The sequence below is a fragment of the Mesorhizobium sp. ESP-6-4 genome, assembly GCF_020164735.1.
Lineage (GTDB): Bacteria > Pseudomonadota > Alphaproteobacteria > Rhizobiales > Rhizobiaceae > Mesorhizobium.
This window is the reverse complement of the sequence record NZ_JAIUGS010000005.1, coordinates 127,920-152,091: the sequence shown is the minus strand read 5'-3', so window position 1 is coordinate 152,091 and position 24,172 is coordinate 127,920. Positions and strand designations below refer to the sequence as shown.

General features: G+C 63.6%; 25 protein-coding genes. 11 read left to right on the top strand and 14 right to left on the bottom strand.

Annotated features, from left to right (window positions below; translation table 11 throughout):
* The first annotated feature begins 263 nt into the window (after positions 1-263).
* Positions 264-1,265: a 2-hydroxyacid dehydrogenase gene (locus LB523_RS12550; RefSeq protein WP_095765949.1), complete on the top strand. Its 1,002-nt coding sequence runs from the start codon at positions 264-266 to the stop codon at positions 1,263-1,265.
* A 7-nt stretch (positions 1,266-1,272) separates the two neighbouring features.
* On the opposite strand, the gene LB523_RS12545 is transcribed toward LB523_RS12550, so the two are convergent.
* The 6 genes from LB523_RS12545 to dnaN form a co-directional block, all read right to left on the bottom strand.
* Positions 1,273-1,686, bottom strand: coding sequence for an aconitase X swivel domain-containing protein (locus LB523_RS12545; RefSeq protein WP_224603049.1), 414 nt, complete (start codon positions 1,684-1,686; stop codon positions 1,273-1,275).
* Entirely contained in the window at positions 1,683-2,936 is a 1,254-nt protein-coding gene (locus LB523_RS12540) for an aconitase X (RefSeq protein WP_224603047.1), read from the bottom strand. The genes LB523_RS12545 and LB523_RS12540 overlap by 4 nt, the downstream gene beginning before the upstream one ends.
* Entirely contained in the window at positions 2,933-3,421 is a 489-nt protein-coding gene (locus LB523_RS12535; protein ID WP_224603045.1) for a GNAT family N-acetyltransferase, read from the bottom strand. The genes LB523_RS12540 and LB523_RS12535 overlap by 4 nt, the downstream gene beginning before the upstream one ends.
* Before the next feature lie 4 nt (positions 3,422-3,425).
* A complete protein-coding gene (locus tag LB523_RS12530; protein ID WP_224603043.1) occupies positions 3,426-4,181 on the bottom strand; it encodes a molybdopterin-synthase adenylyltransferase MoeB in 756 nt (251 codons plus the stop codon).
* A gap of 91 nt (positions 4,182-4,272) precedes the next feature.
* Complete coding sequence (recF, locus tag LB523_RS12525) at positions 4,273-5,433, bottom strand: DNA replication/repair protein RecF (RefSeq protein WP_224603041.1); 1,161 nt, start codon at positions 5,431-5,433, stop codon at positions 4,273-4,275.
* A gap of 83 nt (positions 5,434-5,516) precedes the next feature.
* A complete protein-coding gene (gene dnaN / locus LB523_RS12520; RefSeq protein WP_095765942.1) occupies positions 5,517-6,635 on the bottom strand; it encodes a DNA polymerase III subunit beta in 1,119 nt (372 codons plus the stop codon).
* Between dnaN and LB523_RS12515 the strand changes: the two genes are divergently transcribed.
* Positions 6,634-6,852 (top strand): hypothetical protein, encoded by a 219-nt coding sequence (locus LB523_RS12515; RefSeq protein WP_224603038.1) that lies wholly within the window; start codon positions 6,634-6,636, stop codon positions 6,850-6,852. The genes dnaN and LB523_RS12515 overlap by 2 nt on opposite strands.
* Here the strand turns inward: LB523_RS12515 and dnaA are convergent.
* From dnaA to LB523_RS12490, 5 genes are all read right to left on the bottom strand, one after another.
* A complete protein-coding gene (gene dnaA / locus LB523_RS12510; RefSeq protein WP_095765941.1) occupies positions 6,836-8,383 on the bottom strand; it encodes a chromosomal replication initiator protein DnaA in 1,548 nt (515 codons plus the stop codon). The genes LB523_RS12515 and dnaA overlap by 17 nt on opposite strands.
* An 844-nt stretch (positions 8,384-9,227) precedes the next feature.
* Positions 9,228-9,494: a 30S ribosomal protein S20 gene (gene rpsT / locus LB523_RS12505; protein ID WP_095765940.1), complete on the bottom strand. Its 267-nt coding sequence runs from the start codon at positions 9,492-9,494 to the stop codon at positions 9,228-9,230.
* A 306-nt stretch (positions 9,495-9,800) separates the two neighbouring features.
* On the bottom strand, positions 9,801-10,574 hold the full coding sequence (locus tag LB523_RS12500; protein ID WP_224603036.1) for an enoyl-CoA hydratase: 774 nt from the start codon (positions 10,572-10,574) through the stop codon (positions 9,801-9,803).
* A gap of 46 nt (positions 10,575-10,620) precedes the next feature.
* A complete protein-coding gene (gene mutM, locus LB523_RS12495) occupies positions 10,621-11,511 on the bottom strand; it encodes a bifunctional DNA-formamidopyrimidine glycosylase/DNA-(apurinic or apyrimidinic site) lyase (RefSeq protein ID WP_224603035.1) in 891 nt (296 codons plus the stop codon).
* On the bottom strand, positions 11,504-12,742 hold the full coding sequence (locus tag LB523_RS12490; protein WP_224603033.1) for a phosphopentomutase: 1,239 nt from the start codon (positions 12,740-12,742) through the stop codon (positions 11,504-11,506). Before LB523_RS12490 ends, mutM begins: the two co-directional genes overlap by 8 nt.
* 134 nt (positions 12,743-12,876) lie before the next feature.
* On the opposite strand from LB523_RS12490, the gene LB523_RS12485 reads away from it, so the two are divergent.
* Positions 12,877-13,815, top strand: a complete 939-nt coding sequence (locus LB523_RS12485) for a phosphate/phosphite/phosphonate ABC transporter substrate-binding protein (RefSeq protein WP_224603031.1) — start codon at positions 12,877-12,879, stop codon at positions 13,813-13,815.
* A gap of 3 nt (positions 13,816-13,818) precedes the next feature.
* Here the strand turns inward: LB523_RS12485 and LB523_RS12480 are convergent, their stop codons facing one another.
* The 3 genes from LB523_RS12480 to LB523_RS12470 all read right to left on the bottom strand — a co-directional run bounded on the left by LB523_RS12480 (position 13,819) and on the right by LB523_RS12470 (position 15,632).
* Entirely contained in the window at positions 13,819-14,436 is a 618-nt protein-coding gene (locus tag LB523_RS12480; RefSeq protein ID WP_095766193.1) for a TadE/TadG family type IV pilus assembly protein, read from the bottom strand.
* Positions 14,437-14,473: 37 nt separating this feature from the next.
* On the bottom strand, positions 14,474-15,037 hold the full coding sequence (locus LB523_RS12475; RefSeq protein WP_224603210.1) for a TadE/TadG family type IV pilus assembly protein: 564 nt from the start codon (positions 15,035-15,037) through the stop codon (positions 14,474-14,476).
* 172 nt (positions 15,038-15,209) lie between these two features.
* A complete protein-coding gene (locus tag LB523_RS12470; RefSeq protein ID WP_095765934.1) occupies positions 15,210-15,632 on the bottom strand; it encodes a pilus assembly protein N-terminal domain-containing protein in 423 nt (140 codons plus the stop codon).
* A 344-nt stretch (positions 15,633-15,976) separates the two neighbouring features.
* Here LB523_RS12470 and LB523_RS12465 point away from each other — a divergent pair, with 344 nt between their 5' ends.
* From LB523_RS12465 to LB523_RS12430, 8 genes are all read left to right on the top strand, one after another.
* Entirely contained in the window at positions 15,977-16,156 is a 180-nt protein-coding gene (locus LB523_RS12465; RefSeq protein ID WP_095765933.1) for a Flp family type IVb pilin, read from the top strand.
* Positions 16,157-16,314: 158 nt separating this feature from the next.
* Complete coding sequence (locus LB523_RS12460; RefSeq protein ID WP_095765932.1) at positions 16,315-16,833, top strand: prepilin peptidase; 519 nt, start codon at positions 16,315-16,317, stop codon at positions 16,831-16,833.
* Positions 16,834-17,051: 218 nt separating this feature from the next.
* Positions 17,052-17,864 carry a Flp pilus assembly protein CpaB gene (gene cpaB / locus LB523_RS12455; protein WP_224523395.1) on the top strand — a complete coding sequence of 271 codons (813 nt, stop codon included), beginning with the start codon at positions 17,052-17,054 and terminating at the stop codon, positions 17,862-17,864.
* Positions 17,861-19,396 (top strand): type II and III secretion system protein family protein, encoded by a 1,536-nt coding sequence (locus LB523_RS12450; RefSeq protein WP_224603029.1) that lies wholly within the window; start codon positions 17,861-17,863, stop codon positions 19,394-19,396. Before cpaB ends, LB523_RS12450 begins: the two co-directional genes overlap by 4 nt.
* Positions 19,397-19,410: 14 nt before the next feature.
* Positions 19,411-20,142 (top strand): CpaD family pilus assembly protein, encoded by a 732-nt coding sequence (locus LB523_RS12445; RefSeq protein WP_224603027.1) that lies wholly within the window; start codon positions 19,411-19,413, stop codon positions 20,140-20,142.
* Positions 20,143-20,187: 45 nt separating this feature from the next.
* Complete coding sequence (locus tag LB523_RS12440) at positions 20,188-21,471, top strand: CpaE family protein (RefSeq protein ID WP_411966461.1); 1,284 nt, start codon at positions 20,188-20,190, stop codon at positions 21,469-21,471.
* A gap of 30 nt (positions 21,472-21,501) precedes the next feature.
* Complete coding sequence (locus LB523_RS12435) at positions 21,502-22,998, top strand: CpaF family protein (RefSeq protein WP_224548742.1); 1,497 nt, start codon at positions 21,502-21,504, stop codon at positions 22,996-22,998.
* 155 nt (positions 22,999-23,153) lie between these two features.
* On the top strand, positions 23,154-24,167 hold the full coding sequence (locus LB523_RS12430; RefSeq protein WP_095765926.1) for a type II secretion system F family protein: 1,014 nt from the start codon (positions 23,154-23,156) through the stop codon (positions 24,165-24,167).
* Positions 24,168-24,172 lie beyond the last annotated feature (5 nt).

Genomic DNA, 24,172 nt, shown 5'->3' with positions numbered 1-24,172 from the left:
CCTTTCGGCGCCGGTCCGTGCGGATGAGCGCCCCTTTTTCTTTGTCTTCGGCGGCACCGCTTGTTACAGGAGTGGACTGATGCCGCGACTGGCTGCAAGTTTCGCCGGTCTTGGTTAAAGAGGTCTCAACGAGATCGGTTTCGAGAGCATGATCCCGAAAAGTGGGAACCGGTTTTCGGAAAAGATCATGCTCCTACAAAGAGTAGGATCAGGATGACGATTCGACGAAACGTCATCCTGATCGAAGAAGCTTCGGGGATAAAATGGCAGGCAAAAAACGGCCCCTCGTCGTCATCACGCGCAAGCTGCCCGATCCGGTCGAAACGCGCATGCGCGAGCTGTTCGACGCAAGGCTGAATGTCGAGGACCGGCCGATGACGCAGCCGGAGCTGGTCGCGGCGGTCAAGGAAGCCGATGTGCTGGTCCCCACCATCACCGACCATATCGATGCCGCGCTGATCGCCCAGGCCGGCGAGAACCTCAAGCTGATCGCGAATTTCGGCAACGGCGTCGACAAGATCGACGTCGCGGCGGCCGCCAAGAAAGGCATCACCGTCACCAACACGCCGAACGTGCTCACCGAAGACACCGCCGACATGACCATGGCGCTGATGCTCGCCGTGCCGCGCAGGCTGGCCGAAGGCGCCAATGTGCTGACGGGCGAGAAGAAATGGGCCGGCTGGTCGCCAACCTGGATGCTCGGCCGGCGCATCTGGGGCAAACGTCTCGGCATCGTCGGCATGGGCCGTATCGGCACGGCGGTCGCCAGGCGGGCCAAGGCCTTCGGCCTCTCGATCCACTATCACAACCGGCACCGCGTGCTGCCGGCGGTCGAGGAGGAACTGGAGGCGACCTACTGGGAAAGCCTCGACCAGATGCTGGCCCGCATGGACATCATCTCGGTCAATTGCCCGTCGACGCCGGCGACGTTCCACCTTTTGTCCGGCCGTCGGCTCGCGCTGATGCAGCCTTCGGCCTACCTCGTCAACACCGCGCGCGGCGATATCATCGACGAGGAATCGCTGATCAAGCTCATCCATGACGGCAAGATCGCCGGCGCCGGCCTCGACGTCTACGAGCATGAGCCGGCGCTGAACAGCAAGCTGTTGAAGCTCGCCGCCAAGGGCAAGGTGGTGCTGTTGCCGCATATGGGCTCGGCCACGCTCGAGGGCCGCATCGACATGGGCGAGAAGGTGATCATCAACATCCGCGCCTTCTTCGATGGCCACCGTCCGCCGGATCGTGTCCTGCCGCTCAGGACCTGAAAAAGCTTTAGACGGCGGCGCTCACTGCGCCGTCCGAAGCGACCGTGACGGCGGCTCCGCGGTAGTTGTCGAACGCGCCGCGTTCGAGCCTCACCGCCATCGGCGTTTCCCAGCCCATCTCACGGGCTACGATCAGGCCGAGCAGCAGGATGGCGTCCGGCTCGTGCAGCACCAGGGCGACCGGCGCGCGGCCGTTGTGGACGAGCTCCATCAGCACCGCCGAAGCGGATGACGAGCCGATCGTGCCCGGCAGGAACAGAACCCGGCCGGCGATGACTTCGCCATGTTGCGGGTGGCGAACGTCGGCGATACGCCCGGTCCTGGGGTCGACGCCGCCCCAGAAGCTGATCGGCGCAGTCAGCACCAGCGCGTCGCCTTCGCCCGCCTTGCCCGGCACCAGGATTTCGGCCCTCGCGCTCATGCCGCGATATCCGTGAAGACCGGCTTGCCGAGGACCGCGCTTTCGACGCAGTCGGCGAGCGAGGCGTAGAGCACCGCATAGCCGGTGTTGCCCGGCGCGTAATGCGCGAACTTGCCCGAATTGGTCATCAGCACGCCATTGCCGAGCTCCGGCATGATCGGCGTCACCACCACACATGTATCGGCGACGATGACGACCCCGCTCGCTTCGAGCCGTTTTCGCCGGCCGTTCTGCTCCAGCAGGGCAAGCGCATGGCGGCCGGTGCAGGCGTAGATCGGCACCGCGAGCCGCCGTCCGGCGATCAGCCGCTCCAGGTTGTCGAACTCGGCGTGCGACAGATGCGGGCTGCCGATCGCCACCGCATCGATGGTCTTGGTCGCGGCCGCGGTCGACAGGCCCGCGCGCGCCGTCGCCACCATGTCGGGCGTCACGCGGATCACCGCTTCCGGCTCCGGCCTGGCCAGAATGGCTTCGGCGTCTGGAGCCTCGGGCGTCACGCCGGCAATGTGGAACAGGCCGACCGCACCGGACGATGCGGCCGCCGCGCCGAAGGCTTTCAGCGCGTCTTCGCCGGGATTATCCGTCACGCCGGTGACGACGCCGATCGCATTGCCCACCTCGCGGCCATAGAGGCTGCCCAGCACCGGCCAGGCGATCTCCGAGGCAAGGAAGGATGGCGAGAGGCCCGAGACGTCGAAAACGAGACGCGCGCGGCGATTGTCAGGCCGGTGCAGGCCGTAATCCGGCGCGCGGCCGGTGATGGCGCAGGCAATGTCCAGGAAATCGCCATAGCGGTTGGTCCGCGCGCCCAGCACCGAATTGCAGAAGACGACCGCGTTGGACTCGCCCCAGGCCACGTCGCTGCCCAGCGCGGGCCTGTGTCCGGCCTGGTAGGGGGCGCAGGTCCAGCTCTGCTCGCAGCCCAGCTTGCGATAGGCCTCCATCATCCGCCGCGCCATGCCGCGCTGCGGCTCTTTCAGGCGGATACGCGAACAACCCATCAGGTCGAGTGCCCCCACATTGAGTGTCGAGCGTACCGCGACCTTCGCGCCGCCTTCGACCAGTCTTTCGGCGAACAGCGTGCCGGAATCGCCGTGATACAGCGCGCCATCGATATGGGTGGAGGCGATCGGGATCAGCCGCGGTGCGCCGAGCAGGCGAGCGCTTTCGGCGAGGATGCGCATCGCCATGCCCGCGCCGTCCTGCTTGGAGGCGATCGCCTGTTCTTGCGGGCTGAGCGAAAGGCTCAAGACAGCACCTTGCGCATGGTGATGGAGGTCGGCCTGTCATAGCCCTCATGCGCCGTGCGCGCGGTCTCGCGAAAGCCGAGCCGGGCGAAGGCTGCATGGTTTGTCGTCAGTTCGATGCGGGTCTGCAGCTCGATCGCATCCTTGCCGCGTTCGTGGGCGAGATCCTCGACCGCCCGCATCAGCCGGGTTCCGATGCCTTGGCCCTGGAGCCGCGCCTCGACCGCTAGCTTGCCGACATAGAAATCCCGCGCCCGTTCCAGCGCGAAGACGCAGCCGACGATGCGGCCATTCTCGACGGCCAGAAACCCGGTCTCCCGCTTCGCCTTCGCGGCAAGCGCCTCGGCGGTCAAAAGATGCGCCGAGGAGGGCGGGTCGATGACGCCGTCCATATAGGCAAAGGCGCGCCGGATCAGCGCGAGCAGGTCGTCCCACCGATCGAAATCCGCTGGAAGGCCGGTTATGGAGATGCCGACGTTCTGGTCCATGCGCTCAGACGGCCTTGTAGCGGATGGTGTCGAAGCGGGCCGTGAGCCCGTCATAGAGCAGCAGCCGGCCTATCAGCGGCTCGCCTATGCCGGTAATCAGCTTGATCGCTTCCATCGCCTCCAGCGTGCCGATGACGCCCGTCAGCGCGCCGACGATGCCGGCGACGGCGCAGGACGGCACCAGCCCTTCGGGCGGGGCTTCCGGAAACAGGTCGCGATAGCTTGGATTGCGCTTGCCGTCGGCGCCAGCCTCGAACGGCTTCAGCACCGTCACCGAGCCGTCGAAGCGCCCGACGGCCGCCGTGACGAGGGGTTTCTTCTCGCCCGCGCAGGCATCGGCGACGGCGTAGCGCGTTTCGAAATTATCGGAGCCGTCGACGACGACATCGTAGCCGGCGACGAGGGCAGGGGCATTCTCCTCCGTCAACCTCAGGCGGTGCGATTCCACCGTGACGTTGGGATTGATGCGCATGATCGCTTCCCGTGCGCTGTCGGTCTTGGCCATGCCGACCCTGTCGCTGCCATGGATCACCTGCCGTTGCAGGTTGGACAAGGAGACGGTGTCGTCATCGACGACGCCGAGCGTGCCGACGCCGGCGGCGGCAAGATATTCGAGCACCGGCGCGCCGAGCCCGCCGGCACCGATCACCAGCACCCGTGCCCGTTTCAGCTTCTGTTGGCCCGGCCCGCCGATCTCCGGCAGCACGATATGGCGGGCGTAGCGTTCGAGCTCTTCGTCGGTGAGGGCGGCGTCGGTCATGGCTGGACCATATCGCCGTGGCGAGGCCTTGTCAGTAAGCGCAAGGCGCGGCCTTGTCGCATATACGCAGGTGCAGAACTCGCTTCAAAGGTCAGCCGGTCGGCTCGACGTTGCCGTGCTCGACGGTCAGGAACTGCGCGCGGCCGGCAAGGCTGGAGAATAGGGCGGCATCGGTGCCGGTCATGAAGGCCTGGCAGTTCAGCTCTTCCAGGATGGAAAACAGCGCCGCGCGCCGGCCCGCGTCGAGATGCGCGGCGATCTCGTCCAGCAGAAGGATCGGCGTCAGGCCCGACATCTCGCCGGTCAGCCTGGCATGCGACAGCACGATGCCGACCAGCAGCGCCTTCTGCTCGCCGGTCGAACAAAGCTCGGCCGGCATCGACTTCGGCCGGTGCCGCACCACGAGATCGGAACGATGCGGGCCGTCCAGCGTGCGGCCGGCGGCACGATCGCGCTCGCGGCCATTGGCAAGCGCGCGGCGGAAGCGCTCCTCGACATCGACGGCCGGCGCGGCGGCGACCTCGCTCTCCAGGTCGCCGGCAAGGCTGATGTCAGCCTGCGGAAACGGTCCGCTGCCAGGCAATCTGTCGATCATGGCGGCAAGCAGCCTTATCAGCTCGGCCCGCGCCGCGGCGATCGCCACCCCGGTCTCGGCCATCTGCATCTCGATCGCGTCGAACCAGGCGCCGTCGCGGGAGCCTTCGGTAAGCAGGCGGTTACGGCCGCGCATGGCTTTCTCATAGTCGAGCGCGCGCTGGCCATGGCCAGGATCGATCGCCAGCACCAGCCGGTCGAGGAAGCGGCGACGGTCCGCCGCCGGCCCTGGAAACAGCCCGTCCATTGCCGGCGTCAGCCACACGACCCGCAGCCATTCCAGCATATCCTCGGCCGATCGCGCCGGCGCGCCGTTGATCCGTACCTTCCTGCCGCCTTCGCCGGCGGCGTCTCCGCCGGAAATTCCGGTGCCGATCTCGACCTGGCCTTCCGGCCCCTCAATGCGCGCATGCAAGGCGAAGCCGCCATCGCCGCCTTCGCGCGCCACATCGCCATAGGGCGCGCGGCGCAGGCCGCGGCCGGGCGTCAGGAACGAGATCGCTTCCAGGAGATTGGTCTTGCCGGCGCCATTGTCGCCTGACAGCACCACCGCGCCGGGCGCGAGCTCGAGCGACAGCGTCGCGTAATTGCGAAAATTCGTAAGTATAAGCTTACTTACATAGCTCTGCTGCCGAAGCTGTTTCGCATCCGAGTTCACGGCGACACATCAGGTCCGTCAGAGCAATTCCAGGAAAAGTGCACAGCGGTTTTCCGTCCGGAATTGCGTCAAGGTGACTGAGCCTAGACCCGCATCGGCATCAGCACGTAGAGCGCGGTCTCGTCGGCCATGTCATGGATCAGCGTCGGCGAGCCGGCATCGGCCAGCATGAATTTCGCCTCCGTGCCGGTGAGCTGGGCCGCGACGTCGAGCAGATATTTGGCGTTGAAGCCGATCTCGATCGGGTCCGAAGAATAGTCGGCCGCCAGTTCCTCGGTGGCGCTGCCCGAGTCGGGGTTGTTGACGGCTAAGGTCACCTGGCCGTCATTGATCGAAAGCTTCACCGCCCGGCCGCGTTCGGAGGAAATGGTCGAAACGCGATCTACTGCCGCGGCGAAGCTCTGGCGGTCGATGATCAGCTTCTTGTCGTTGCCGGTCGGAATGACGCGCTGATAGTCGGGGAAGGTGCCGTCGATCAGCTTCGAGGTCAAAACGACGCTGCCGATGGTGAAGCGGATCTTGGTGTCCGACAGCTCCGTGGTCACCGCCACATCGGGATCGTCGACCAGCTTCTGCAGCTCGCTCACCGTCTTGCGCGGAATGATGATGCCGGGCATGCCTTCGGAGCCTGCCGGCGCGTCGATCTCGGCCCGCGCCAGGCGATGCCCGTCGGTCGCCACCGAGCGCAGCTTCAATTTGCCGCCGACCTCATGCGTGTGCAGGAAGATGCCGTTGAGATAATAGCGCGTCTCTTCGGTGGAGATGGCGAACTGCGTCTTGTCGATCAGCCCTTTGAGCGCAGCCGATTCCAGCCGGAAGATATGCGAGAACGAACCGGCCGAAAGCTCCGGGAAATCGGATTGCGGCAGGCACTGCAGGCGGAAGCTCGAACGGCCGGAGGTGACGGTCATCGCATTGCCGTCCTCGTCCGTCTTCAGCATCACCTCCGCGCCGTCGGAAAGCTTGCGCACGATGTCGTAGAGCAGATGCGCCGGCACCGTCGTCGCGCCGCCGCGCTCGACTTTGGCGGGCGTTGCCTCCGTCACTTCGAGGTCGAGGTCGGTCGCCTTCATCTCGAGGCTGGCGCCCTCGGCGCTGAGCAGCACGTTGGACAGGATCGGTATGGTGTTGCGCCGCTCGACCACGCGGTGGACGTGGTTGAGGGACTTCAAGAGATTTGACCGTTCCAGGATAACACGCATGACGAAACAGGCTCGCTTCAAGAATGAACAGGTCACCGGCAGGCGGCATCCCGTGAAAGCTCTGAAAGGCTTCCAGAATCTCCGTAAGCTGACAGTAAAAAGCCTGCAAAGGCAAGCCCGCGGCGCCGGTTCCGACCGGCGGCGCGGGCTTTCTGGGGATAAAGCCGGCGAAGCGTGCCGCCGGCTGTTTGTGCGCTCCTTCAGGCCTGGTCGTTGATCAGCCTTCTGAGCAGTTCCAGTTCCTGCGCCAGCGTGTTGTCCCCGCCCGAAAGGTCCTCGATCTTACGCACGGCATGCAGCACGGTCGTGTGGTCGCGGCCGCCGAACCGCCGCCCGATCTCCGGCAATGAGCGCGGTGTCATCACTTTCGACAGATACATCGCAACTTGCCGCGGCTTGACGATCGTGCGCGTGCGCCGATTGGACAGAAGCTCGGTCTTCGACACGTTGTAGTGGCGCGCCACGATGCGCTGGATGTCCTCGATGCGCACCCGCTTCGGCTCGCCGGAGCGGTAGATGTGGCCGAGGATCTCGTCGATGCGGTCGATGGTGATCTGCGGCTCGAAGGACTGGCGGAACAGAAGCTGGTTGAAGGCGCCTTCGAGCTCGCGCCCGCTGCCGGTCACCGTGCGCGCGACATGCTCCAGGATCTCGTCCGAGATATCCAGCGAGGTGTCATCGGTCTTGGTGCTGGCGCGGCGCAGTTTCAGCATGCCGAGCCGCATGGCGAAATCCGGCGCCGACATTTCCAGCGCCACGCCGCCATTGAGGCGCGAACGCACGCGCGGCTCCAGCGATTCCAGTTCCGAGGGCGGCCGGTCGGCCGCGACCACCACCTGCTTGGCGCTGTCGAGCAGCATGTTGATGAGATGGCAGAATTCGTGCTGGATCGACTTGCCCTGCAAGAACTGCATGTCGTCGATGATCAAGAGATCGATATCGCGCAGCTGCTCCTTCAGCGTCAGCGCGTTGTTGTCGCGGATCGCGGTGGCGAAGCGCCACATGAAATATTCCGCCGTCAGGTAGACGACGCGCGACTTCGGGTTTTGCCGCAGCGATTCCGCGGCGATCGCTTGCAGGAGGTGCGTCTTGCCGAGCCCGACGGTCGCGTGCAGGAAAAGCGGGTTGAAACGTACCGCGCTCGACTGCGATTCCGCCACCGCCCTGGCCGCTGCGAAGGCCACCCTGTTCGACGGCCCTTCGATGAAGGAGGAGAATGTGTAACGCGGGTCAAGCGGCGACCCCAGCACATTGTGGCGGAACTCCGGTTCCGCTGACACGCCCTGGCGGGGCGCCGGCGCCCGTTGCTCCACACGCCCGGCGCTCGCGGTGCCGTTGGCAAGCGCGGTATGCGTCTGCTTGGTCATCTTGCGCGCCGGCGCGATCTCGGGCTCGACAGGATTGCGCCCCTGGCGCGTTGCAGTGCGCACGACGATCTCGATCTTGAGGACGTCGGCATCCTCATGCCGCCACAGCTCTGCGATAAGCTCGAGGTAATGGCCGTTGATCCAGGACCGCAGGAAGGCTGTAGGCACGGAGATGCGAACGACGCCGCGGGAAGCCTCGGCGACCTTCATGCGACCGAACCAGCTCGAATAGACCTCGGCTCCAAGACGGGCCTTCAGCTGCGCCTTGACCCGTTCGAACTTCTGTTCCGCGTCGCTGGATACCGCCACGTCGCCCCCTCCGACAAAAGTTGCTGGAAATGGGAGCTCGCCCGCTATCTCCCTTTCAATGCCGCTCTGCATGATCAAAGTCCCTTTGTCTTCTCGTACCCTTTTTCCGCCGGGGATGCGCCTCCTGCATCCTTGGTCCGGCGACCCTCATTCAGCCGCGATGCCATTGCCGCCGCCGGCAACGATCGTCGCAACTCGCGCAAGGGACCAGCTGCCGGCTCCGCACGCCGGCCACCGACAAAGACAAGTCAATACCTCACCCTCCGGCGAAAACGCCGGCGAGACATCGACTGCCATGTACAATTACGCCAGTCCCCTACCCGCACCGAAGAGACAAACCAAGCCGTACGCGGAATTGCTCCACGTCATGAATTCCGCCATTTTGTGCTGGCCGATTCAGGCTGGGTCAGGGGCTAGAGCCCGTCCCTTCGATGAATGGACATTACCGAAATCGCTGTGGATAGGGCAAGGCCACATCTAACGGTTTTTTAACGAATCTGGTTACCGGACGGGGCTCAAAATCGGGAGCTGCGCCGGCACGTTTTGACAAAGCCATTGTGATTCAAACCCTTTTCCGGCGAATATGAAAAAGGCCGCCCGAAACGAAATATTCTGAAATAATTGTCTTGACAGCTACTTCTCCCCCGCCGCTCGACCTTGAGCTGAACAAGCTGTGGACGACCGGCTGTAAGCCTATGAAAAGACTGCAGATTTTTTGCCAGGCAAATTTAGGCAGTTGCCGCGGGGAGGGCGTTCCGCTGTCAGCGGCGTTGAATATGCCGGCAAAACATTACTGGCGTTGGAATCACGTCGCGAGCGTTGCTCACGAGCAATTTTTTTAAGTACTTGCCGGCAAACGAAAAAAACCCGGTCTATGCGACCGGGTTCAACATCGATGGAGTAAGGATTAAGTCGGTCAGGCCGACAGCGTCTTAACCCGCTGGGCCAGCCGCGAAACCTTGCGGGAAGCCGTGTTCTTGTGAACGACGCCCTTGGTGGCGGCGCGCATCAATTCCGGCTCCGCCGCCTTGAAGGCTGCCACCGCCGCGGCCTTGTCGCCGGCGGCCAGCGCCTCTTCGACCTGGCGCACATAGGTGCGGACACGCGAGCGACGGTTCTTGTTGATCGCCGCGCGGCGGGCGATCTTGCGCGTTGCCTTTTTGGCCGAAGACGTGTTGGCCATGATGCCTCTCTTCCGATCTGGTGGGCGCCAGCGGGTGCCGCAGGGCGCAAAAAACAAACGGGCAGCCACAGGCCGCCTCGGTTGGTGCGGCTTATAGTTCAGCTTTTCCGGCGCGTCAACGCCACTTGGCGGTCTTTTTGGAGACTGAAAGCGCGTCACATCATGACCCGCCTTCAGACATTGGGCAAGGTGCCCTAGAGCCGGATGATTTCAGGTCGAGCCGACCTGAAATCTGAATCCGGCTCTAAATCAAAGAGAGAGCATGATGTCGTCCGAAAACCGCTCCACACTTTTCGGCATCATGCTCTAGCGGTTGGTGAAATTCGGCTTCCGCTTCTCCACAAAGGCGGCCATGCCTTCCTTCTGATCGTCGAGCGCGAACAGCGAATGGAACAGGCGGCGCTCGAAGCGCAGCCCTTCGGCGAGCGTCGTCTCGTAGGCGCGGTTGACCGCCTCCTTGGTCATCATGACCGACGGCAGCGAGAACTCGGCGATCTTGGCCGCCGCCTTCAGCGCCTCCTCGGCGAGCTCGGCGACCGGCACCACCCGCGAGACCAGTCCGCTGCGCTCGGCTTCGGCAGCATCCATCACCCGCCCGGTCAGGCACATGTCCATTGCCTTCGACTTGCCGACGAAGCGGGTCAGCCGCTGCGAGCCGCCCATGCCCGGCATGACGCCGAGCGTGATTTCGGGCTGGCCGAACTTGGCATTGTCGCCGGCGATGATGAAGTCGCACATCATGGCCAATTCGCAGCCGCCGCCGAGCGCATAGCCGGCGACCGCCGCGATGATGGGCTTGCGCGTGCGCGTAAATTCCTCCCAGCCGACGAAGAAGTCCTGCGTGTAGGCGTCGGCGAAGGTCATCGCCTGCATTTCCTTGATGTCGGCGCCGGCGGCAAACGCCTTCTCCGAGCCTGTAAGCACCATCGCGCCGATCTCGGGATCGGCATCGAACGCGCGCGCGGCCGCCACGACCTCCGCAAGGACCTGCGAATTCAGCGCATTGAGCGCCTTAGGCCGGTTCAGCGTGATCAGCCCGACCTTGCCGCGTGTTTCCACGATAACGGTTTCATAGGCCATGGTTCGCTTCCTTCCGCGGCAGTGGGACGATCGATACGTTCCTAGCTTACCGCTGACAGGTCCGGCAATAGAAGGTCGAGCGGCCGCTTTGCACGATGCGCTCGATGTGGCCGCGGCAGCCCGGCTTCGGGCATGGTTCCCCCTCGCGATCGTAGACTGCGAAGGAATGCTGGAAATAGCCGAGCGATCCGTCGGCCTGGACATAGTCGCGCAGCGAGGAGCCGCCGGCGGCGATCGCATCGGCAATGACCGAGCTGATCGCTTCGGCAAGGCGCGCGCTTTGCTCTTTCGCCTTCTTGGCCGACCCGGCGATGGTGCCGGCTTCGCGCAGCGGCGAGAGGCCGGCGCGCCACAAGGCCTCAGCCACGTATATGTTGCCGAGTCCGGCGATCAGCCGCTGGTCGAGCAGGGCTGCCTTGAGCGGCGATCGGCGACCCTTCAACAGCGAGGCGAGCAGGGGACCGTCGAGCGCGTTGCCAGTTGGCTCGATGCCGAGCCCTGCCAGCATCGGATGCGTGTCCGGCGCTCCTTCGGCAAACAGCATGAAGCCGAAGCGGCGCGGGTCGTTGAAGATGACGCGGGAGCGCTCGTCCCTCGGAGAGATGACGTCGAACACGACATGGTCGTGCGCCACGCTTTTCGAGCGGTCGTGGTGGAAGGCGCCGGGGACGTCGCTGCTTTCCGCGGCTTCGATCCGGAACGACCCCGACATGCCGAGATGGCAGATGAGAACCGGGCCGTTTTCGATATGCATCGTCAGGTATTTGGCGCGCCGGCCAAGCGCCGTCACGGTCTTGCCGGCAAGCCGTTCCGAAAAGCGTTCGGGGAAAGGAAAGCGAAGGTCGGCCCTGCGCGCCCTGACGTCGACGAGCCGCGCCCCTTCCAGGACCGGCTGCAGCCCGCGCCGGACGGTCTCGACTTCGGGCAGCTCAGGCATGGCCGCCTATCATCGCAAGGAACGATGTTCCGTGGCGACCGGCAGCCAGGCCGAGGTGGTCCGCGACGGTCTCGCCGATATCTGCGAAGGTCGGCCTGAGCCCGATGTCGCCGCCCGTCAGTCCCGGCCCGATACCGATCACCGGAATGCGTTCGCGCGTATGGTCGGTGCCCCGCCAGGTCGGATCGTTGCCATGATCGGCCGTGAGGATGAGCAGGTCGCCGGGCCTTATCCGCGACAGCGCCTCCGGCAGTCGGCGGTCGAACGCTTCGAGCGCTCCGGCATAGCCGGCGACGTCGCGCCGGTGACCGAACTCGGTATCGAAATCGACAAAATTGGCAAAAACCAGGTCGCCGTCGCCGGCATCGTCCATCGCGCTGAGCGCCTTGTCGAACATTGCCATGTTGCCGCCGGCCTTGCGCACTTCCGAAATGCCGCGATGAGCGAAGATATCGCCGATCTTGCCGACGGCGATGACCTTGTTGCCGCGCCCGGTCAGCCGGTCGAGCAGGGTCGGCTCCGGCGGCGGCACCGCATAATCGCGGCGATTGTGGGTGCGCTGGAACGTGGCCGCCGTCTCGCCCACGAATGGCCGAGCGATCACCCGCCCGATCTTGAGCGGCTCGACCAGCCGACGCACCGTGAGGCAAAGCTCATAAAGCCGCTCCAGGCCGAAATGCGTCTCATGCGCGGCGATCTGCAGCACGGAATCGACCGACGTGTAGCAGATCGGCTTGCCGGTGCGGATATGCTCTTCGCCGAGCCGCTCGATGATCTCGGTTCCGGGTGCATGGCAGTTGCCGAGGATCCCCGGCAGCTTGCCCTCGCGGATGATGGCGTCGGTCAGGTCGGCCGGAAAGGCAGGCACCGTATCGGGGAAATAGCCCCAGTCGAAACGCACCGGCAGGCCGGCAATCTCCCAGTGGCCGGAGGGCGTGTCCTTGCCGCTCGACACTTCCTGTGCGGCTCCATGAAAGGCCGAGGCGACCGGCGGCGCGTCGATACCGGTTTTCAGTCCCGTCGCGGTTTGCGCCGCCCGGCCAAGTCCGAGCGACATCATGTTGGGCACCGCGAGCGGCCCCTTGCGCAAACCTTGCCGATCGGCACGACCATCGGCGCAGGCCTGAAAAATATGTCCGAACGTGTCGGCGCCGGCATCGCCATAGCGTTCGGCGTCGGCCGCGCCGCCGATGCCGAAAGAATCGAGAACGAACAGGAACGCGCGCGCCATGGGTATCTTTGTTGTCAGCCTTGATCGCCAGACATAAGGTTCCCCGGCGGCGTTGGCAAATCGGAAACCAAACTGCAACGGCTTGGCGCCATAGTTGCGGCGAGGCGCGGATGCGGGGCGGGAGCGTGGCAGGTATGGCAAGGCGCGGCAAAACCGCGACAAGGCAAGCCTTGAAGATATGGGCGGCCGCTCTCGCGGCCTTAGGTGCCGCCTCCTCGCCGGCACGCGCCGACTGGCGTGGCGAAATCGGCACGTTCCGCATCGGCATCGTTGCCGAACCAGGCGGCGGCAACACCGTCCCGGGGCTCGCGCGCCTGACCGACGCCTATGCCAATGCGCTCGGCATGAAGGTCGAGTTCGTCGTTGCGCGTGACTACGCGGCGCTGATCGAGGCGCAGGCGAGCGGGCGCGTGCAATATGCGATCTATTCCGCTCTCGCCTATGCCACGGCCTCGGAGCGCTGCGGCTGCGTCGAGCCACTGGTGGCGCCGGTCGATACCGACGGCGCCGTCGGCATCCGTTCCGTCCTGGTGACGCGCGACGGCCGGCTTGCGGACCTTGCCGCCATGGCTTCGCACCGGATCGCGATAGCGCCGGCCGAAAATGTCGGCGGCGCGCTGCTGCCGCTGACAGCGCTGCCGGCCGAAGGCGTCAACATCACCCGGGGTTCGCCCTTCCTGGCGCGCGCCGCTTCAGCCACTGCGGCCGAGACGATGCTCGCCGGCGGCGAAGCGGACGCCCTGTTCGGCTGGGAACCGGCCGATGCCGATGGCCGGTCCACCCGTTCCGGGGGCACTGTCGCGCGGCTGGAGGCTGCCGGCATCCCCGGGGCGTCGCTTCGGGTGTTGTGGACCTCGGGCCTCTTGCGCTACGGGCCGCACGCCGTCCGCAACGATATCGATCCCGAGGCAAAGCGCCGGCTGACGGTCTTCCTGACCAATCTCAAGTCCCAGACGCCCGACATATACGATCTGCTGGAGGCCGCGCATACCGGTGGCTTTGTGCCGGCGGCGTCCAAGGACTACGCTATGGCCACGGCCATTGTGCGGCAGGCGTCCGACGGCCGGGACTGACCGTCAGCAGTCGCTGCAGGGGATCGTTGGGCTCCGGCGAGGCCGGAGATAATAAGTCTCGCTCATATTTATGTGGCTGAAGGTCGACAACAGTCCAAGCGCCTTCTGCTGGTTGTTGTTCTCGCTCCAGGCGATGACGGGCACATAGCCGAGGTCGCTTTCCACGCGGACCAGGAAAGTGTTGCGGATTTTCAGCGTCGAAGGGACGGTCGTGGTGTCGCCGGGACTGGCATCGACGCTGTAGGTGTTGCCCACCAGCTTGCGCGACCACGCCACCTTCACTGTCGGCGACGCCTCGTCGGAGATCTGTATGCCCGTGATGATGATCGTTGGACTTGAGCGATTGTAGGGCCGAAGCGTCGATATGCCGATCTTCATCATTGCATCGAGGTTAGCCTTCACGACGGCCTGCTGCTGCGTGACGAGGTCCGCAACCATGCTGCCGATGCGGCTGACCTTCTTGCCGGTCTCGATGGCCTGCGAGGCCTCCATCGTGATGAAATACATGATCAGGAGCACCGGCACGATGAACGCGAACTCGATCGCCGCGATGCCGCGGCGATCGCGGCAAAACCGCTTCACCTTCGCCGAAATGCCCCGGAGTGCCCCCGCACTATGCATATAGTCCTCCACGCCGCGGCTTAGCCGTCGAGCAGTCTCAATTGTCGTCGAACGGTTCGTTCTGCCAGGTCACCGATGCGAAATGCAGCGTTTTCTTGTCCTTCAGATTTGCCATCGCCTGGGCCAGGAAATCGGTCATCACCGGCCATTTGTAGAACACCCGCAGCATGTTGATGGACTCTGCCAATCCGGGCGAGACGGTTGGGGTCGTCGAGTTCGTCCCCTGTGTAAGCACGATATCTCCATCCACGATCTTGAAGCCTGCCGTGGCGGCGTCGGCGAAACTCGGATATTCGCGCAGATCGACCAGCAATCCCGGGCAGTCCTTGGCCACCATGATCTCAAGCCTGCTGCAGATCAGCTGCTTGATGGAGGCTTCGGTGACGTTCGACTTCTGCAACTGCCCGGTCCGCAGCTGGCGGGCCACGTCGTCGGCGACGTTGGCCATCACCTCCTGGCCGGCGAAAGAAATGCAGCTCTCGAGGATGGCGAAGACGAGAAGCGCGAACGGGATGGCCAGCATCGCGAATTCCATCGCCGTGCTGCCGCGCCTGTCGCTGAAGAAGCCGGGGCGCGATCTGGCGCGCGCCCTGTTGTCCATGCCGTTGCCGGATATGGCATCCTTGCTCATATTGCGTTCCTGCCGATCCCCTTTGCGGTACCGGCGGCAGGGTTAGCGATAACCCATTGAGTTCCGGTTTTGATGATCGTTAAATTCGTCGGGCAAGCTTTAAGCCGTCTTTAATGCCCGTGGGTTCTCGCCCTCGCAGGGCTCAGTGCCCGGCGCTCATTTCGGCTTCGGAAGTTTTCTCGGCCTCGCTCTTGAATGCGCTCTCGCAATAGGGCGTGCAGGACATGGTCTGGACTTCGGCGCGTCGGTAGATGCGCACCGAGGAGGCGGCTTGTCGCACGACGGTCACCTGTTCGTCGATGATCGGGCTGCCTTCCGAGTCGAGCACGACCAGATTGGTGACACCGAAGCCCTTGCCGGTGAGAACGATGGTCGAGGCGTCCTGCACGGAGGCGTCGGCGATTGCCGGATTGCCGATGACGACCGTATCGGCCCCGCGTGACAATTTGACGATCTTGGCCTGGTTCATGGTGACTTCTATACCCGCGCCGGCGCTGGCCGGCATGACCAAGGCAGCAGTTGCCAGCAGCGCGGCGACTGGAAACAGCGATCTCGACAAGGTCATTGAAGCGCTCCGGCAGGCAGATTCTTCAACGGAACATGAACGAGATTGGTGAAGTAACGGTTAAACCGGGCCCGCCATGATTAAGGATCGCCTGCATGATGCGCCATGCGTCCATGGCGCTTACTGTTTTAGGAATATTGCACAAGCGCCGGTTTCTCGGGAACTCGGACCTCTGGCGATGTTTAGGCCACGGTTAACCACGCAGTGCGTTCGCCATCGGAAAGGAATCGGTAAGGCTGTTTATTAAGCCGATCGAAACGGCTTCTCCCTAGATTTGCGCCATCCGATCAACCCGGAAGAGAAGTTGACGGTAGTGCTGTAACACGTGGAGTAGGAGCTCTCGAATGTCTAATCTCATCGCACGTTTCGTGAAGGACGAATCCGGCGCGACCGCCATCGAATACGGTCTGATCGCCGCTCTCATCGCGCTTGCCATCATGGTTGGTGCTACCCAGCTCGGCGGCGCGCTGAACGCCAAGTTCGCCAACATCGCCGCCACCCTCAACGGCGCCACTGCTCCGTAATAAGGCTGCGTATCGCGCCTTTTCGACAGAAAGAAAAAGGGCCGCCGGCTGGCGGCCCTTTTTTATGCAGTCGGCCGATTTGATCGTCCGGCCTCATCGATCGTTAATCCAGCGCGCCTAGGATGACGCTGAAAACATGCCACAGGCAGGCCGCATCCATGCTTGAAGCCGTGATCTTCGTCGTTTTTCCTTTCTGCATGCTGTTTGCTGCGATCTCGGACACGCTGTCGATGACGATCGCCAACCGCGTTCCCGTGCTGTTGGTGGCGACATTCGCGCTTGTTGCGCCACTCGCCGGTATGGACTGGGCAACCTATGGCTGGCATTTCGCCGCCGGCGCCCTCGTGCTTGCCACGACCTTCGGCCTTTTTGCGCTCGGCGGCATGGGCGGCGGCGACGCCAAGCTTCTGGCCGCGACCGCTCTGTGGATGGGCCTCAACATCAACCTGGTCGGCTATCTGGTGACGTCGGCTTTCATCGGCGGCCTGCTTACCCTCGCAATCCTTGCCTACCGGAAATCGCCGCTCGTCACGTACACCGGCCACAGCCGATTTCTGCGCCATTTCGCGGACGAGAATGTTGGCATCCCATATGGCATCGCGCTTGGCGCCGGCGGACTGATCACTTTCCCGGATTCGCCGCTGATGGTCTGGGCGCTGGAGAGGCTCACAACATAGGCCCGGCGATCTCGATGTCGGCGATCCCAGGGCGCCTTTTATCAGATCGGAAGGCGGCCCCGGCCGCTTTTTTCTGTTAACGGCACACTGTTCAATCCAATTTGAGTAAACCTTAAATTAATCACGATCGTAAGCATTACATTAACCTTGTTTTGACGATTGCAGCTGCAAAGTCCGGCCTGGCGAGGTGGTTGCCATGAGCGAAGGGTTTCGGACGAATGCCAGCATCCCGATTGATTATTCTGGGCGTGGCTGCGGTCGCGGCGGGTGGCGCGGGCTACGTGGCGAAGAACATGGTCGTAGCGCCGCCGCCTCAGGTCATTGTCGATGCGCCCAAGCAGCCGGCGATCGCATTGCAGGACGTGCTGGTGCTTTCCGGTGACGTGTCAATGGGCAGCCAGCTCGGCAACAACATCAGCTGGGAAGAATGGCCGGCCGATGGCGTTAACGCCAATTTCATCACGCGCGCCGCCGAGCCTGACGCGATCGAAAAGCTCAAGGGCTCGGTCGCCCGCGTAGCCATGTATACCGGCGAGCCGTTGCGACGCTCCAAGCTGGTCGGCGAGGGGCAGAGCTTCATGTCGTCGATCCTGCCTTCCGGCATGCGCGCCGTCGCCACCGCGATATCGGCCGACACGTCCGCCGGCGGGTTCATCCTGCCCAACGACTTCGTCGACGTCATCATGACCCGCCGCGCCGACACCGGCAACGGCGGCAGCGGGTTCAACACCGAGACGATCCTCAAGAACATCCGCGTGCTGGCCATCGACCAGACCATCCAGGAAGACGAGGAAGGTAAGAAGACCAGGGTCGGCCAGACCGCGACGCTGGAGCTGACGCCGCAGCAGGCGGAAATCATCACAGTGGCGCAGCAGATGGCCGACCGCCTGACGCTGGCGCTGCGCCCGATCACCGACATCCATGAAAAGAATACGGGCGAGGCCGACTATCTGGTCAACGGCAACGGCCGACGCGGAACCGTGCGGCTGATCAAGTCCGGCGAGGTTTCCGAGGTGGGAGCAAGGAAATGAGGCTGAACGGTAAACTGCTGCCCTTCCTGGCCGCCGCGGCGATCGCTATTTTCCTGCTCGGCGCCGGCGCCCCGGGAACGGTCGAAGCCAAAGCCGCGGGCGCCGGCGTGTCGGCTTCCGTCGCCACGCAGCGCGTCAAGCTCGGCCTCAACAAATCCGTTGTCATCGACTTGCCGAGCGACGCCTATGATATCCTCGTCGCCAATCCGGCGGTTGCCGATGCCGTGACGCGCACCGCGCGGCGCATCTACCTGTTCGGCAAGACGGTCGGCGAGACCAACATCTTCGTCTTCGGCCCCAATGGCGAGCAGATCGTCAGCCTGGATCTGGCCGTCGAGCGCGACGTCGCAGGGCTGGAAGACTATCTCAAGCGCTTCATCCCGTCCTCGCAGATCAAGGTCGAGCTTCTCAATGACAACGTCGTCCTGACGGGCATGGTCGACACGCCGCTCGATTCCAAGCGTGCCGTCGACCTGGCCACCATCTTCGTGTCCGGCGGTGAAGCGACGACGGGCCAATATTCGCAGACCGCCGCCGGCGGCTCGGTCAATGGCGGCGTCGACATCAACAATCCCGACCAGGAGCGCCGGACCTCCAAGATCGTCAACCTCTTGCAGATCATCGGCGACGACCAGGTGACGCTCAAGGTGACCGTCGCCGAAGTCAGCCGCTCGGTGATGAAGCAGCTCGGCGTCAACATGTTTGGCAGCGGCGAGAGCAACGGCATCAGCTGGATGTCGACAGGCGACAACCCGATGGGGCTCGGCAAGCCCCTCAGCAATTCGGGATTTAACATCGGCTCGTCCTCGCTGCAGGCCTATGTCAACGCCATGGAACAGTCGGGGGTGATGAAGACGCTAGCCGAGCCGACTTTGACGGCAGTTTCAGGCGAGAAAGCCACGTTCAGGGTTGGCGGCGAGTATAATATTGTCTCCAGCCAGGCCATTACCGATCCTGACATCACCAAAGGCATTCCTGCGAAGCTGACGTACCAACTCGACAAGGTCGATTACGGCATCGGACTGGAATTTCAACCGGTCGTCCTGTCCGCCGGTCGCATCAGCCTGAAAGTCCGGACGGCGGTTTCCGAGCCGACGACAGAAGGCTCCGCCGCATTTTCGACCGGCTCAAAGAACGTTCCCGCCGCAAACATTCTCTCTATTCGCAAGCGTCTCGCCGACACCACCGTCGAGCTCCCTTCGGGCGGCTCGATGATGATCGCAGGCCTTGTCCGCGACGATGTTCGCCAGGCTATCAGCCAATTCCCTGGCTTGGGCAAGATCCCCGTCCTCGGCACGCTGTTCCGCAGCCGGGATTTTGTGCGCAACGAGAGCGAGCTCATCATCATCATCACGCCCTATCTGACGCGGCCGGTGGCGCGCAACGATCTCGCCAAGCCGGACGACAACTTCAACGCGGCAAGCGACGGCGCCGGCATGTTCCTCGGCCGCGTCAACCGCGTCTACGGCACCATGCAGACCGACAGGCCGGCCGGCCGCTACCACGGCGTCGTGGGCTTCATCTACAAATGAGTGGGAATGCGGATATGTCCAAGTCAGCATCGAAGGTCATGACGGTCCGGACAGCATCCGGTATCGCAAGGATCCGTCGGCAGGTGGTCCCGGCATTGGCGGTCATGCTTGCCGCGTCGCTCGCAGGTTGCGCCAATCGCGACAGCGTGACCGTCGGGTCGATCCCGGACGACTACCGCACGACCCATCCGATCGTCATTGCCGAGAAGAACCAGAAGATTGACCTGCCGGTCGGCGCCGGTGATCGCGGCATGACCGGTGCGCAGCGCGATACGCTGCTCGGTTTTCTCGACCGCTACGACAAGAGCGCCGCGCCGGCGCTGACGATCGCCATGCCGGCCGGATCCGCCAATGAGCTTGCCGCCCGGGCCGCCGGCCGCGATTTTGCCAGGCTCGCCATGGCGGCAGGCGTCAAGCGCAACCGTATCGTCATGACATCCTATCAGTCGGCGGTGCCGGAGGCGTCAGCGCCGGTGCGCATCGCCTTCGTCGCGGTGCGGGCCCAGACCGACAAATGCGGGCGTTGGCCCGACGACATGCTGGAGACGTCGGAGAACAAGCACTACGCCGATTTCGGCTGCTCCTATCAGAACAATCTCGCAGCCCAGCTGGCCAATCCCAACGATCTGATCGGGCCGCGCAAGCAGTCCGATATCGACGCCGAAAATCGCGGTGGGGTGATCGATATCTATCGGAGCAGGGGCATCTCGGACGAGTTCCTCGCCAATTCGGAAGTAACCTACTGAGCTGAGCCGGACGACGAAGCAAGCAGTCACGGAAAGAGCATGACGATGAGCAATCTTGCCTACGACACGCCCGCGGAAACCGGCGACCTTTCGCAGCAGGACATCGCCGCCATGCAGGCGCTGCGTCCCGTGCCGCGCATTTCGATCCAGGCCTTCTGCGAGACTGAGGGGGTCGCCAACCCCGTCCAGCGCGCCGGCGAGGATCGCCGGATGGCCAAAGCCCATCTCAAGGTTCATATGGGCGGCATCCCGACCGCGATCGAGTTCTACCAGTCCGCGCCGACACCGAACCTGATCCTGCTGGAATCGCGCAGCGAACCGCAGCAGCTGCTCGAACAGCTCGGCCACCTCTCGGAATATTGTGATCCGTCCTCCAAGGTGGTGGTTATCGGCCACTACAACGATGTCGGGCTCTACCGCGAGCTGATCCGTTCGGGCATTTCCGAATATGTCATCGCGCCGGTCTCGATGACAGACATCGTCAGTGTCGTGTCGTCGATCTTCGTCGATCCGGATTCGGAGCCGATCGGCCGCTCGATCGCGTTCATCGGCGCCAAGGGCGGCGTCGGCTCCTCGACCATCGCTCACAATGTCGCTTGGGCGATGTCTTCCCTGTTCAAGTCCGAGGTCGTCATCGCCGATCTCGATCTCGCCTTCGGCACCGCCAACATCAATTTCGATCAGGATCCGGCGCAAGGCATCGCCGAGGCGGTGTTTTCACCAGAGCGGGTCGACGAGGTCTATCTCGACCGTCTGCTTGCGCAATGCGCCGAGCATCTGTCGTTGCTCGCGGCTCCCTCTACGCTCGAGCGCGTCTACGATTTCGAGTCCGAGGCCTTCGCGCAGATCATAGAGACAGCGCAGCGCAGCGCGCCTCTGCTGGTCCTCGATGTCCCGCACGTCTGGAGCGGGTGGACCAAGAGCACGCTGATCAAGGCGGACGAGATCGTCATCACGGCCACGCCAGAGCTCGCAAATCTTCGCAACACCAAGAACATGGTGGACATGCTGAAGCGGCTGCGTCCGAACGATCCGCCGCCGAAGCTGATCATCAACCAGGCGGGCGTGCCGAAACGGCCCGAGATCGCGGCGTCCGATTTCGCCGAACCGCTCGGCATCACGCCGATGGCGGTGATCAACTTCGAACCGCTGCTGTTCGGCAATGCCGCCAACAACGGCCGCATGCTCTCCGAGATGGACGCCAAGAGCCCGGTCGTGACCACCATCAATGAAATAGCGCATGTGCTGACCGGACGCAGCGAAATCAAGACAAGGAAGAAAGCAGGCCTGGGCTCGATCCTCGGCAAGCTCTCGCGCAACAAGAAGTGACGCTGATTGAGCGGCATCGGGTAGTCGATCATGTTTGGTAAAAGAGGCAAAGACGACGGCGGCCGGGCAACGCCCGAATTCCGTCCGCCGGCATCCGCTCCCGCCGCCGCTCCAACCGGGACGATGACGGCCGAACGACCGGTCGCGCCGGCGTCCGGCACGCCGGCCACGCCGCCGGCGCGCCGGCCCGTCGAGGCGCCGCCTATGGCGCCGGAGCCGCCAAGAAGGGTCCCGCGCGAGCGCTCCGAGACCTATTACGACACCAAAAGCCAGGTGTTTTCGGCACTCATCGACACGATCGACCTGTCGCAGCTCGCCAAGCTCGATCCCGAAAGCGCGCGCGAAGAAATCCGCGACATCGTAAACGACATCATCGCGATCAAGAACTTCGCGATGTCGATTTCCGAGCAGGAAGAGCTGCTCGAGGACATCTGCAACGACGTTCTGGGCTATGGACCGCTGGAGCCGTTGCTTGCCCGCGACGACATAGCCGACATCATGGTCAACGGCTCCAAGAACGTCTACATCGAAGTCAATGGCAAGGTCGAACAGACCGGCGTCCGTTTCCGCGACAACCAGCAGCTGCTCAACATCTGCCAGCGCATCGTCAGCCAGGTCGGCCGCCGCGTCGACGAATCGAGCCCGATCTGCGACGCGCGCCTGCCCGACGGCTCGCGCGTCAACGTCATCGCGCCGCCGCTGTCGATCGACGGCACCGCGCTCACCATCCGCAAGTTCAAGAAGGACAAGCTGACGCTGGACCAGCTGGTCAAGTTCGGCGCCATCTCGCCGCAAGGCGCGGAAATCCTCAAGATCATAGGTCGCGTCCGCTGCAACGTCGTCATCTCGGGCGGCACGGGTTCCGGCAAGACGACGCTGCTCAACTGTCTGACCAACTATATCGACCGCGAGGAGCGCGTCATCACCTGCGAGGATTCGGCGGAACTACAGCTGCAGCAGCCGCATGTGGTCCGTCTCGAAACCCGGCCACCCAATCTGGAGGGCGAAGGCGAGGTGACCATGCGCGACCTGGTCAAGAACTGCCTGCGCATGCGGCCGGAGCGGATCATCGTCGGCGAAGTGCGCGGACCGGAGGTGTTCGACCTGCTGCAGGCGATGAATACCGGTCACGACGGCTCGATGGGGACGATCCACTCGAACAGCCCGCGCGAATGCCTCAATCGTATCGAATCGATGATCGCCATGGGCGGCTATTCCCTGCCGCAGCGGACGGTGCGCGAGATCGTCGTCGGCTCGATCGACGTGATCATCCAGGCGGCTCGCCTGCGCGATGGCTCACGCCGCATCACCCACATCACCGAGGTGGTCGGCATGGAAGGCGATGTCATCATCACCCAGGACCTTGTGCTCTACAACATCAAGGGTGAAGACGCCGGCGGCCGGCTGGTCGGCGAGCATGTGTCGACAGGCATCGGCCGTCCGCATTTCTGGGACCGCGCCCGCTATTATGGCGAGGAGCAGCGCCTCGCCAATGCGCTCGAGGCGATGGAGAAACGCGCTGACTGAAGCATCTGGAGGTTGGAAGCAATTTCAGGAAAAGTGTGGTGCGGTCGGGTTCGGCGACTTCGCCGTAACTTTCCGCCCGCAATTGCGTCAAGACAAAGAGACAGGGCATTTCGCCGTTTCCTTGGAACGGCGAAATGCCCTAGGGACCCCGGTCGATGTTCGGAATTGACACCACCGTACTGGCTTTCATCGTGCTTGCCGGCTTCAGCGCCGGCGCGGTGGCCTATGCTTTCCTGTTCACGCGCATCGACAACGAGAAGCAGGCCGGCAAGCGGCTTCAGACCATCAAGACAGCCGAGACGGACCGGTCGGTGGTGAAAGCGACGCGCGACCGCGCCGCGGAGGCGGTCAAGCGGCGAAAAAACGTTCAGGACACGCTGAAGCAGCTCGACGAGAAGCAGAAGGCCAATGATCGCAACGTCAAGAAACCGCCGCTGAAGGTTCAGATCCGCCAAGCCGGCATGCAGGTTCCGATCGAGCGTTTCTATATCTATTCCGCTGTCTGCGGGATCATCCTTACGGCCGTTCTCTTTTTCCTCGGCGCGCCTCTATGGGCGCTGCCCGGTGCCCTGCTGGTGGGCGGCCTCGGCCTGCCGCGCTGGTTCGTGTCGTTTCGCCGCACACGTCGCACCAAGGCTTTCCTGGAAGAATTTCCGAACGCGCTCGACATCATCGTGCGCGCGGTCAAGTCCGGCCTGCCGCTCAACGATGCGATCCGCCTGATCGCCAACGAATCGCCCGAACCGGTCCGGTCCGAGTTCCGCCGCATCGTCGATTCCCAGCAGATGGGCATGTCGGTGCCCGACGCCGCCATGCGCATGCCCGAGACGATGCCGTGCAGCGAAGCCGGCTTCTTCGGCATCGTCATCCAGATTCAGTCGCAGGCCGGCGGCAACCTGTCCGAGGCGCTGGGCAACCTTTCGCGCGTCCTGCGCGACCGCAAGAAGATGAAGGCCAAGGTCCAGGCGCTGTCGATGGAAGCCAAGGCATCGGCCGTCATCATCGGCGCCTTGCCCTTCGTCGTCGCCTTCCTCGTCTATCTGTCGAGCCCGAACTACATCATGCCGCTGTTCACCACCAACGTCGGCAACCTGATCCTCGGCTGCTCGGGTGTGTGGATGTCGATCGGCATCCTGGTGATGCGCAAGATGATGAACTTCGAAGTGTAGGGGTG

Coding starts and splice junctions, on each gene's coding strand:
- LB523_RS12550 (WP_095765949.1), top strand. CDS start 264: ATGGCAGGCAAAAAACGGCCCCTCGTCGTCATCACGCGCAAGCTGCCC.
- LB523_RS12545 (WP_224603049.1), bottom strand. CDS start 1,686: ATGAGCGCGAGGGCCGAAATCCTGGTGCCGGGCAAGGCGGGCGAAGGC.
- LB523_RS12535 (WP_224603045.1), bottom strand. CDS start 3,421: ATGGACCAGAACGTCGGCATCTCCATAACCGGCCTTCCAGCGGATTTC.
- LB523_RS12530 (WP_224603043.1), bottom strand. CDS start 4,181: ATGACCGACGCCGCCCTCACCGACGAAGAGCTCGAACGCTACGCCCGC.
- LB523_RS12515 (WP_224603038.1), top strand. CDS start 6,634: ATGACGAAACAGGCTCGCTTCAAGAATGAACAGGTCACCGGCAGGCGG.
- dnaN (WP_095765942.1), bottom strand. CDS start 6,635: ATGCGTGTTATCCTGGAACGGTCAAATCTCTTGAAGTCCCTCAACCAC.
- dnaA (WP_095765941.1), bottom strand. CDS start 8,383: ATGCAGAGCGGCATTGAAAGGGAGATAGCGGGCGAGCTCCCATTTCCA.
- rpsT (WP_095765940.1), bottom strand. CDS start 9,494: ATGGCCAACACGTCTTCGGCCAAAAAGGCAACGCGCAAGATCGCCCGC.
- LB523_RS12500 (WP_224603036.1), bottom strand. CDS start 10,574: ATGGCCTATGAAACCGTTATCGTGGAAACACGCGGCAAGGTCGGGCTG.
- mutM (WP_224603035.1), bottom strand. CDS start 11,511: ATGCCTGAGCTGCCCGAAGTCGAGACCGTCCGGCGCGGGCTGCAGCCG.
- LB523_RS12490 (WP_224603033.1), bottom strand. CDS start 12,742: ATGGCGCGCGCGTTCCTGTTCGTTCTCGATTCTTTCGGCATCGGCGGC.
- LB523_RS12485 (WP_224603031.1), top strand. CDS start 12,877: ATGGCAAGGCGCGGCAAAACCGCGACAAGGCAAGCCTTGAAGATATGG.
- LB523_RS12480 (WP_095766193.1), bottom strand. CDS start 14,436: ATGCATAGTGCGGGGGCACTCCGGGGCATTTCGGCGAAGGTGAAGCGG.
- LB523_RS12475 (WP_224603210.1), bottom strand. CDS start 15,037: ATGGACAACAGGGCGCGCGCCAGATCGCGCCCCGGCTTCTTCAGCGAC.
- LB523_RS12470 (WP_095765934.1), bottom strand. CDS start 15,632: ATGACCTTGTCGAGATCGCTGTTTCCAGTCGCCGCGCTGCTGGCAACT.
- LB523_RS12465 (WP_095765933.1), top strand. CDS start 15,977: ATGTCTAATCTCATCGCACGTTTCGTGAAGGACGAATCCGGCGCGACC.
- LB523_RS12460 (WP_095765932.1), top strand. CDS start 16,315: ATGCTTGAAGCCGTGATCTTCGTCGTTTTTCCTTTCTGCATGCTGTTT.
- cpaB (WP_224523395.1), top strand. CDS start 17,052: ATGCCAGCATCCCGATTGATTATTCTGGGCGTGGCTGCGGTCGCGGCG.
- LB523_RS12450 (WP_224603029.1), top strand. CDS start 17,861: ATGAGGCTGAACGGTAAACTGCTGCCCTTCCTGGCCGCCGCGGCGATC.
- LB523_RS12445 (WP_224603027.1), top strand. CDS start 19,411: ATGTCCAAGTCAGCATCGAAGGTCATGACGGTCCGGACAGCATCCGGT.
- LB523_RS12440 (WP_411966461.1), top strand. CDS start 20,188: ATGAGCAATCTTGCCTACGACACGCCCGCGGAAACCGGCGACCTTTCG.
- LB523_RS12435 (WP_224548742.1), top strand. CDS start 21,502: ATGTTTGGTAAAAGAGGCAAAGACGACGGCGGCCGGGCAACGCCCGAA.
- LB523_RS12430 (WP_095765926.1), top strand. CDS start 23,154: ATGTTCGGAATTGACACCACCGTACTGGCTTTCATCGTGCTTGCCGGC.